Genomic DNA, 10,670 nt, shown 5'->3' on the forward strand with positions numbered 1-10,670 from the left:
GGAGTAGACTTTAATTAGTTAAATTTCCTGTAGGTCGGGGTTGCTTGCAAGCCGACATGTAAATTTGATAAATCCTCAGGTTGACAAGCAACCTGAGCTCTCGACTAATTATGACTTACGACAAGCAAATACTCGCAAACCTGCCTGTCAAAGGTGGATTTCGTCTGCGCGGCACCGAGATGACCCGGCTGGAGACATTCATGGATGCCGCCTTCGCGTTTGCGATGACGCTTTTGGTGATCTCGGTCGGGGATCTTCCCGGCAATTATCATGAATTAGTCCTGGCTTTAAAGGATATTCCTGCCTTCGGGGCGAGTTTCGCCGCCTTCATGACCTACTGGGTCGGACACCGGCGCTGGAGCCGTCGCTACGGACTCGAGGATGGTGCCACGATATTCTTGAGCCTGGTGATCATCTTCGTAATGCTGGTCTATATCTATCCGCTGAAACTGGTCTTCTCGGCACTTTTTGCCTGGCTTTCCGGCGGATGGATTCCGTCTAAACTTCAACTCAGCCACATCCAGGAACTGATCGACCTGTTTGTGATCTATGGCCTGGGGTTTATGGCCATGTCGGCTTTGATGGCGCTTCTGTATCTGCGCGCTCTGCGCGCCCGCACAAGGCTTTGCCTCAATGATACAGAGACCCTCAAAACCCGTGAAGAAGTGACCGCCTGGTCGATACTGGCAGTAACCGGGCTGGCCTCGGCCCTGATGGCTCTGATCACTCCCGACAGAATCGCGGTTTACTCCGGATTCATGTACAATACGCTGATTATCAGTATGCCGGTGAGTTCAATAATGTACAATAAGAAGCTGAAAGCACTCGAATCGGAACCATCACAAACGTCCGACGAATAATCCGCTTTTAATCTGGCAAGCCATCCCCCGCGCTCGACCTCGATGTCCTCTCGAAACATAAAGCGAGAATACTTTTTCTCCGTTAAAGACGTCATGACTGCAACTCGAATCAAAATTATATGGCGTTTGCAGTTAAGCATCGTTTCGATCCGCCGATAAACAAACTGTAAAAGCTAAACTGTAAAAGGTGTGGTTGTAAGGGAAATGATAGCTATGGAGAAACAGACTTCGGTCGATGAGCGCAGGAAATACCAGCGCGTCCCCAAAGAAGTAAGTGTACAGATCAACAAGATCACATACCCGATCAACGACAATGAGTTCGCCAGCGGAAAATCGATGAATATCTCGCAGGGCGGTGTCCTTCTGAACCTGACAGAGGAATATCAGCCCGGTGATATCCTGCAGATCAAGGTCACTCTGCCCGGGTGGCGCAAGAATCATCCCGGATTCATCAATGTGATGGAAGATTCGATCGGTTCGCCTTTTTCCGCCATCTGCGAAGTAGTTCGTTCCAGCCGGGAGGGTGATTTGTATGCGACCGCGGTAAAATTCGTCAACATCGACAAAGATGATTTCACGGCGCTCAATAAGTATCTGTCTAAAATTCAGAATGACTGATTGCTGAGAAACTGATTTTATCAAACGCTTCATCGATTTAGCTGGAAACGGATGATAATTATTGTCTGGTTTTTATACCGGTCAGTTTTTATATTGATTATGGAGAGATTTAACCGGTAGATAAAAGGGAGATAACCATGAAAGAAAAGATGGAAGAAACCACTCAAACCGCCCAGGATGAGCGACGCAAGTATCGTCGTCTGAGGCGACAGACCCCGGTCGAAACCGGACGTCTGACATACCCGGTGAATAATGACAACTTTGTAAAAGGCACCTCGGCAGATATTTCCCTGGGTGGCATCAAGATGAATGTCGACCAGAAATTCGAAGAAGGCACCCTTCTGCAGGTCAAGATCACTCTCCCCGGATGGCATCAGCACCATCCCGGCTTCATGAAAGTTCTGGAAGATTCGATCGGTTCACCCCTGACAGCGATCTGCGAAGTCATGCGTTGCAATGAAAGCGAAGCTGGAGAATTCGAAACCGCGGCTCGATTCGTCAACATAGATCCCGATGATTATGTCGCTTTCCAGAATTACCTCGACAAAGAGATTAAAAACTAGTTCAGCATACTCCTGAGTTAGTGGCGGTCGATTTTTCGGCCGCCTTTTTTACTTTCATAACTTCTCCTGCAAAACTCCCGGTCAGATATAGTTATTCTTCGAGCCCCTGTCTTTATAAGGATTGTGACCCGGCAGGCGGTAATCATTACAAATCAAGCACAGAAAATGGTTTACCCGGATTCTTCCCGGGCTTATATTACCCCGATGACTCCAGTCGAAGAAAAACGCGACGGGTCTCCCCCGGCCCCGTCGGAGCTGGTACGGCAGTACCACAAGCTGGTCGGCAAGGGACGAGTGCTGGAACTGGGTGTGAGCGGTCGTGACGGTCTCTTTCTGGCCTCACGCGGGTACCGGGTCACACGCCTGACGGCAAGCCAGGATATATTCGAGGAGAACCTCCGGCAGGCCCGCGCTCTCGATCTCGAGCTTGACCTTCAGACCGTCGACTTCGTCGAGTATCATTTTCCAAAAGCACGCTATAATATGGTGACCGCCGACTTCTTTTTCCACCTGCAGAAGCGGGCGTTATTAGCGAAATTCGCTGAAAAGATCATCTACACGCTCAAAAAGCACGGTCTTTTGATCGGGGCTACCTTCAGCCGGGAGGATATTCTCTGCGCTGAGTTGATCCGCAAACGGTTTACGGAACTGGGTTCGCATTGTTTTGTTCTGCCGGGTGGAGAGCTGCGGACTTTCTTCGGACCGCGGGAGATCCTGGAGTTGTTTGCGGAGATGAAGATACTGCATTACGCGGAAACCGACTACTATGAAAAACAGGGTGAAGAGGGACGCTGGCGTTCCCTGGTGGAATTTGTCCTGAAGAAAACAGATTGAATAAAATGCATTTGAAGCATTACGGACATCAACTTTCTTTATAGAGACATTAGAGATGAAACAGGGTGAGCAGATATCCGGGCGGGTGGTGAAAGCTTACGGTCGCCTGTTCTGGGTACAGGCCGGTGACAGGCAACTTCTATCCGCGTTGCGGGACAAAGTCAAAAAACAGGCCGAGTCGAAGATCTCGCCGGTGGTTGTGGGAGACAAGGTCATGCTCGAAATTCTGGCAGATCCGGACAAAATCGACCCATCACAAGGTAATCCACAGGCGGTGATAACAGAGGTTGCACCGCGTTTGAGCAGGTTCAGCCGCCCCAAGCGCGGTCGTGAAGACCTCGAGCAGATAGTGGCCGCAAACATCGAGCAGATGCTGATCGTCACGTCGGTGGCCAGGCCGTCTTTCAAACCTCACCTGGTCGACCGTTTCCTGGTGGCGGCCGCCTCGGGCGGGTTGACACCGATCATAATAGTGAACAAGATCGATCTCGCACACGACATCGACCTTGACCAGTTCCGGGAGACCTATTCCCGCCTGGATATCGGGGTGATTTTGACCAGTGTCACTGAAAAAACAGGTTTGAAACAGTTTGAACAAGCGCTCAAAGACAAAATATCGGTTATCGCCGGGCAGTCCGGGGTCGGTAAATCCTCGCTGTTAAACGCGATCGAACCGGAACTCAATATCAGGATAGGAGAAGTCTCGGAATACTCGCAGAAGGGAGTTCATACCACAACTGCGGTTGAAATGCACACGCTCACTTGTGGAGGATTCGTGGTCGACACACCCGGTCTCAAATACCTGGGGCTGTGGGGCATCGAAGCTACCGAACTGCAGTATCTGTTTCCGGAAATTGAACGTTATGCCGGTTACTGCCGTTTCAGTGACTGTCTGCATCGGGGTGAACCCGGATGCGGGATACGTGACGCGCTCGCGAAAGGTTTAATCGATAAAAATCGTTACCAGAGTTACCTCACCCTGCTGGATGAACAAAAACAGCAGGAAGGCCGATAACTTTCTTTACAAGTGTTGTTGATATCATTATTATGCCCGATTAAAGGATTGACAACACTCGGGTTAAAATTATGAAATCTGCCATCAGACAATCACTGCCAAAGATGACATTGATGCTGATCGTGATCTTTTTGACCTTGATGGTCGGGACCAGCCTGATCTCCGGTCAGCAGGAAGATACCGCACATACTTCTGATACTGCAACGCACCAGACTGCAGAAAAAGGAAGCGGCAACACTCATGGCGAGAGCGAGGATCATCTCGCGCAGTCGTTTTTATCGGATCAGAAACCGATCGTGATCGTATTGTTCGAGCTGGTAATTTTTATTTTGGTAGCCAAGCTCGGTGGCGAGATCATGGAACGGATTCGTCAACCGGCGGTGCTGGGAGAATTGATAGTCGGGATGATTATCGGCAACCTGGCCTTGATCGGGATTACCGAGTTCGAGTTTATAAAGCATGACCATTTCATAGAGCTTTTAGCTGAAATAGGGGTGATTATCCTGCTTTTCGAGGTCGGTCTGGAGACCGACCTGGGCGAGATGCTGTCGGTCGGCACGACTTCCTTTCTGGTGGCGGTAATCGGGGTAGTTGCACCCTTCATCCTGGGCTGGGGAGTGGCCGCCTACTTTTTGCCGGAAGCTTCACATTATGTTCATATTTTTATCGGCGCGACACTCTGCGCCACCTCGGTCGGGATTACCGCGCGGGTCATAAAAGATATCCGCCGTCTTCAGACCAGGGAGGCCAAGATTGTTTTGGGCGCGGCGGTGATCGACGATATCATGGGACTGATCGTTTTGGCGATAGTCAGCGGGCTTATCTCCGCGGCCGATACCGGACAGACGATCAATTCACTCAATGTATTGTTTATTTTCATCAAGGCGGTAGCCTTCGTGGTGGTAGCGATCCTGGTCGGCAACAAGATCATGCCAAGTATATTCCTGGTGGCATTAAACCTCAAGGGGCAGGGAATCCTTCTGGGCGTCGCGCTGTTTATCTGCTTTACCCTGGCGGCCTCGGCCGAGATGATCGGGCTGGCCGGGATTGTTGGCGCTTTTGCCGCCGGCGTGATCATGGAAAAAGTCCATTACCAGGGCTTCACCGACCGGGGCGAACATTCGCTGGATGACCTGATTTACCCGCTGTCGACATTTCTGGTACCGATCTTTTTTGTGCACATGGGTTTAAAGGTCGATCTGGCTACATTCGGCGACATGAATATACTGGTGTTCGCTGGAGTGTTGACCCTGGTAGCAATAATCGGCAAGCAGGCCTGTTCTCTGGGAGTGCTCGAAAAAGGCATCAACAAGGCCTCCATCGGTATCGGCATGATTCCGCGTGGCGAGGTCGGCCTGATCTTCGCCAAAATCGGCCACGGCCTTACTCTGGGCGGGGTTGCGGTGATTTCCGATTCGACTTATTCGGCGGTGGTGATCATGGTTATTTTAACCACCCTGGTAACCCCTCCCATTCTGAAACGCTCGCTTTTGAAGAAATCGACGGATTATTATGCAGTTGAATAATTTATATGCTTGTAAGGGATTCATAAATTTGTCAAATTGGGCTAATATTTTGAAACAAAAAACCGATATAGCAGAATAAGATTTGCATAAACCGCTAATTTAACAGGATGTTTGACTGAAAGGAAAAATTGGATTTTTCAGCTTCTGGGAAGGCGGCGCAGATATAGGGATATACACTGCTGATTCGCTATGATTCAAAGGTGGCTGAAAAAACTTTAACTGATCGTTATAAGTAAATATCCGGCAAATTATTACTTGACAAATTTTCAACAACTTGGTAGAATTGTCGGGACTTTGATAAGAGGTGCCTGAAAGATTATAAAAAAACTGCTTGATTTTTAACAGTTAGAATATTAATTGGCAGGCACAATTTATCTTGTTGCAATATATAGTTTAGTATTTGAAAACGAGGCTTCTTAGCATAGATTAAAATCAGTTCTTGTGACAGGTTCGGAAAGGTGCTCCCGAGCTAAAGGGAGGGGTGCCATCATCCGAGCCATATATATATTAGGAAAAGGATTTAACAAACCATCGCTCAAGGAGGAGACGCCGGCAGATATCACCCGTAAAAAATCTGACCTTCCCGCATATCGGAAAAACAGTGAGGGCTGAAGCATATCCGAAACCAGGGAAGACTGAACCAATGGTTTTCTGAGGTTAATCCTGAATAACATGAAAGATGTCTTTATTCACAAAACCGCGCAGGTTGAAGATGGTGCCAGGATCGGCAAAGGTTCAATGATTTGGGATTTCTGCAAGATACGTGTCGGCGCGAAACTCGGCAAGAACTGTAATCTCGGTCAGAACGTGTATGTCGCTCCGAACGTGAAGATCGGAAATAACGTGAAGATACAAAACAATGTCAGCGTGTACGAGGGGGTGGTATTGAAAGATGATGTTTTCTGCGGACCCAGTTGTGTATTTACCAACGTTAAGAATCCCAGGTCGGCGGTAAACAGAAAAGACAATTATGGAAAAACCACTGTCAACAAGGGCGCTACGATCGGAGCCAATGCAACTATCGTATGCGATATCTCGATCGGTGAGCACGCCGTTATCGGCGCTGGAGCGGTGGTAACGAAGAACGTCAAAAAATTCGCCATTGTGGCCGGCAACCCGGCCCGGCAGATAGGATGGGCATGCAGGTGCGGTGAAAGCCTCAAGGATTTGAAATGTCATCGCTGTAAAAGCGAGTATAAGCTGGTCAGGGGATACCTCAGGCCGGCCTGATCCTGTTTGAAGAATGAACCGTTCCACGCCTGTTGAAAAGCAAAAACAAAAGGATAAAATAAATAAAAGCAGTAGTAACAATTCTGTTGATCTGAAAGGAGGTCAATGATCGAAACATGAACTTTTATGTTGAGAGAAAATTTAACCATGAAACTACACAACCTGTTACAGGGGGTTGTCGAATGAAACATGTTCGCAGCTTACTTTTCCTCTCTGCGGTTGCCATGTTGTTCCTGTTCGGGATGACTTCGACTGCCGATGCGCAGATCGGTTCATCTTATGATTTTAGTGTCGATGCTCAGATCGGCATTGAAATCCTCGAGTGGGATACGACGGCGGCAACCATGAGTCAGTTGATCGCAGGCGCAAACTTCGACAGTGTCGTGGTCTACCGTTTCGCGATCTACGACAAGGCTGATAACGCCTCTGCCGGCGCGACCATCACAGAGTTTGTTTTCCATTCTCTGTGTGAGAAGGCCGGTGCGGTCGATCATATCTATCTCTACAGGCAGTTCGGTGATCCCGCCGGTACTCCTACCGGCACCCCGACTTTGCTCGGTGACAGCGCTATCACCCAGGACTTCCTGATGGGCGACCCCGGTGACTCAATCATTTTTGATCTGAGTGGTTCACCGGAATCAATTATCGATGCTGACGCTGGCGCTACCCCGAACGATACCGCCATTTACTGGGTCTGCGTCGATATTCATCCGACCAATGTTGTCGCTAACGATACAACCACTGCGACCACTTACAATGAGAAATACATCGGTGTCGAGCTCCGTGGCCAGAGAGTTGATGCCAGCGGTGATGCCGGTGTTGCTCCTCCGGTTGTGGGTGATACCCTGGCTTACACTGATCAGGGTGGACCGTGGAACGCTTATGCTCAGATTGCAGTCAACGGCGACGCTAACGAAGGCGCGGTAGTCTGGATTGATACCAAGCCTCCGGATCTGGGTATTAATTATTCATTGCAGACCGACGCCGACGGTAACGGCATTATCGACTTGGGTGATGTTATTCGAGTCGACATGATCGATACCGTGGACGGTGACGACGATGATGACGGTAGTGCGGGCAAGTTCAACCTCTATGAACTGGATACCTGCGTACTCTCGATGCAGAGATTCGGGACATCGGCTGACGATTACCGCACTGACGATGCCGACGCTATGACCACTTTTAATGTCGCCGGTCTCAATTATGACGGCGGTGGCGCGGACGATACCGGTATTCGTGTCGACTGGCCGATTCCGGACAGTGTCGTCAGTTCACCGACCGATACCCTGGGTAGCAATATCTACCTCAAGGTGGTGGCGCGTGACAGGCAGGGCAACGCCCGCACTGACTCCGTGCTGATTACCCAGGAGGTCGATACCAGAAAGATCACCTTCGTGGGTGATTCGGTCTGGGCCGAACTGCATTACGATGCCAACGGCGACGGTACCGCGGCCATCGGTGACACGGTTCGCTTCCGTGGCGACCTGACCAACTGGCCTGTCTCTGAAATTCAGTCTGTCACTATGGACAACGACGCTGAATGGGCCTTTGGCGGTGTCAAGACACTGACCGATGGTGGTACTCGCGAGTATGCATACAAGTTCGAGATCGTGGCTGGTGACCTGGATGTCGTGGCAGATTCCGCGGCCTCACAGTTCAAGCTCAACGCTAAAGACGATGCCGATAACGTGCATGTCGATTCCGCGCTGGCCGGCTTCCCGATCGATAACGTGAAGCCTGTGGCCGGTACCGGAGCCAAGACCATTACGCTCCAGTACGACCATGACGCCAATGGAATCATCAATATCGGTGACTCTGTCAAGGTCACGATCGACTCCACTGCGATGGGCACCAGCGGTGGTACCGCAGTGTCCGATATTGCCAATATCGCTTTTGACAGTCGATTTTTGGGAACTGCCTTCAAGTGGGATACTGTCTCACTGGGCACCGCTCCCAACTTCACCAAGACCTATTATGTGGCCAATGGTGGAACCGAAGCGGTTGACGAGGCCGCCGGTGCTTTCCAGGGCGACTACCGGGTAACCGATAACGCGGCTAACGTCGACTCATTCCAGACTACAGCTGCGGTTGCGGCAATCGACACTGATCCTCCGGATACAGTGACTCTGGCAGTTACCAATGCCGGTAACTGCGCGGTTCAGCTGGCCTGGACTCAGGAAGCCGGTGAAGATCACGCTTTTTACGAGATCTACTGGGACAGCGGTGACGGCTGGACCTCGGCTGATACTTCTTATGACGCCCTCGGCAATGTCATCTTTGATGACACCCTGGCCACTATCGCGGCTGGCGGCGCGGGCGCCAAGACCTGGTTAACCGATGGCTATGTCACCCTGACTCACAACAGCACCTATCAGTTTGTGGTGCGCGCGCGTGATAATGCCGATAACGCTGAATACAACTTCAACACCAAGGCTATCCTGACCGACTGTGAAGCTCCGGTTGCGGACATCCAGACTCCGTCCGGCGTAAGCGGTGGTATCACCGAGGATATTACCCTGACGGTTACCACTGCTGATCCCGAGATCAATAATGTACGTCTGTACGTCCGTGATGCCGATGTCGGTTCCAGTCTGGCTCCGGGCCCGTGGGTCGCTTATACTGGTTGGGTCGCGGCTGGTGGAACTTCCACCAACCTGACGATCGACAATGCCGGCATGATCGGCGCCGGATTCAATGCTGGTATCAATGACACTTATGAAGCTGTGGTTGCCGCTGAGGATGATGCCGGTAACCAGCAGACTGCCGCTGAAGCGGCTGATTCGGCCACTGCCGGTGGCGGATCGCTGTTCAACTTCCAGTGGTTCCAGCAGCCTCTCGTGGTCACCCTGACCTCGGTCAAGGATACCGCTGTGGCACAGACTGGTTGTGGATACAACGTGACTCGCGACTCGATGAACGCGGTCAAGTTCTCGGTCACCGGTCTGGGTGGCGCGACCTACGATATGGCCGCCGTTCTGACTACAGGCGCTTTGGAAGATACCCTGACTTTTGTCGAGGATATCTCGACCACGAGCCATACATTCAATCTCAATGCCAGTAATCTTCCTTCCGGTACCCAGACTCTGGATATCCGGATTAAGGCTTCCAGTGGTAATACCGGAAGCACCGGTGATTTCAACCTCTGCGTACCTGACGAAGATGCTCCGGACTTCATATATATTAGCAGCCCGGAAGACATGCAGTTCGTCGGCAAGAGCTGTGTGCTGAGAGATTCTGTACAGATCACTGCGACCGTGGATCCTGCCAGTTATGATGCTGCCAACGTTTCACGCGTCGAGTTCTTCGAGAAGCTCGCCAGCGACACTGCCTGGCCGACCACAGCGTTCAATACCGACGCGAACGGTGCGCCGTTCCAGGTCAACTGGGACAACTGCTCTTACAATCATGGCGATACCGTGATGTTGCGCGCTATCTTCATCGATAACGACAACAACATGGACACGACTAACGCCATTACTGTTTACATCGATGGTCTCAGGCCGTCCGTGACGATCTCCAGCCCGGATGTCGTTACTAACAGCTGTGACACCACCGTGTACTACGCCAACGACGAGATAGATCTCCTGGCTGTTGTCGATACCTCGATTTATGATATCGATAACATCAAGTTCTACTACGTCGATGCCGACAGCCCGGATATCTTCAGCTACTATACAGAGCTCGATCCGGGTCCGGATACTTCGGGAACCAACACCATCTGGAAGATCGATGATTTCGATACGGATGCGCAGTTGACCGAAAACAAGACCTATCGTTTCCGTGCTATCGCTGAAGACATCGCCGGCAACGTGATGTTTGACTACGATAACAACGGAGAATTCGATGATAACTACTTTGATGCTACCGCCAATAACGGCGATATGCTTATCAAGATCGACAATACTCCGGTCGACGCGGCCATCGCGCAGGTGGTTGTGGACAGCGCCGGTACAGTGATCAACACCTTCGTAACTCCGTCTACCAAGATGGGCGGCGGCGGTTATGTCTACGCGGCTCCGGGTCA

8 protein-coding genes are annotated in these 10,670 nt (G+C 50.9%); all 8 read left to right on the forward strand.

Going from position 1 to position 10,670, the window contains the following annotated elements; all coding sequences use genetic code 11:
• The first annotated feature begins 110 nt into the window (after nucleotides 1-110).
• Nucleotides 111-860: a DUF1211 domain-containing protein gene (locus GF404_00385; protein MBD3380628.1), complete on the forward strand. Its 750-nt coding sequence runs from the start codon at nucleotides 111-113 to the stop codon at nucleotides 858-860.
• Between the two features lie 204 nt (nucleotides 861-1,064).
• The gene (locus GF404_00390; GenBank protein ID MBD3380629.1) at nucleotides 1,065-1,478 is read left to right on the forward strand and encodes a hypothetical protein; all 414 of its coding nucleotides are present in this window, start codon (nucleotides 1,065-1,067) and stop codon (nucleotides 1,476-1,478) included.
• A 137-nt stretch (nucleotides 1,479-1,615) separates the two neighbouring features.
• On the forward strand, nucleotides 1,616-2,041 hold the full coding sequence (locus GF404_00395; protein MBD3380630.1) for a hypothetical protein: 426 nt from the start codon (nucleotides 1,616-1,618) through the stop codon (nucleotides 2,039-2,041).
• A 165-nt stretch (nucleotides 2,042-2,206) separates the two neighbouring features.
• A complete protein-coding gene (locus GF404_00400) occupies nucleotides 2,207-2,875 on the forward strand; it encodes a hypothetical protein (GenBank protein ID MBD3380631.1) in 669 nt (222 codons plus the stop codon).
• Between the two features lie 55 nt (nucleotides 2,876-2,930).
• A complete protein-coding gene (rsgA, locus tag GF404_00405; GenBank protein ID MBD3380632.1) occupies nucleotides 2,931-3,890 on the forward strand; it encodes a ribosome small subunit-dependent GTPase A in 960 nt (319 codons plus the stop codon).
• A 71-nt stretch (nucleotides 3,891-3,961) separates the two neighbouring features.
• Nucleotides 3,962-5,416 (forward strand): cation:proton antiporter, encoded by a 1,455-nt coding sequence (locus GF404_00410; protein ID MBD3380633.1) that lies wholly within the window; start codon nucleotides 3,962-3,964, stop codon nucleotides 5,414-5,416.
• Nucleotides 5,417-6,088: 672 nt separating this feature from the next.
• On the forward strand, nucleotides 6,089-6,646 hold the full coding sequence (locus GF404_00415; GenBank protein ID MBD3380634.1) for an N-acetyltransferase: 558 nt from the start codon (nucleotides 6,089-6,091) through the stop codon (nucleotides 6,644-6,646).
• Between the two features lie 182 nt (nucleotides 6,647-6,828).
• Nucleotides 6,829-10,670: hypothetical protein (locus GF404_00420; GenBank protein MBD3380635.1), on the forward strand; the 3,842-nt coding region annotated here is incomplete at its 3' end.

The sequence above is a fragment of the Candidatus Zixiibacteriota bacterium genome, assembly GCA_014728145.1.
Taxonomy (GTDB): Bacteria; Zixibacteria; MSB-5A5; order JAABVY01; family JAABVY01; genus WJMC01.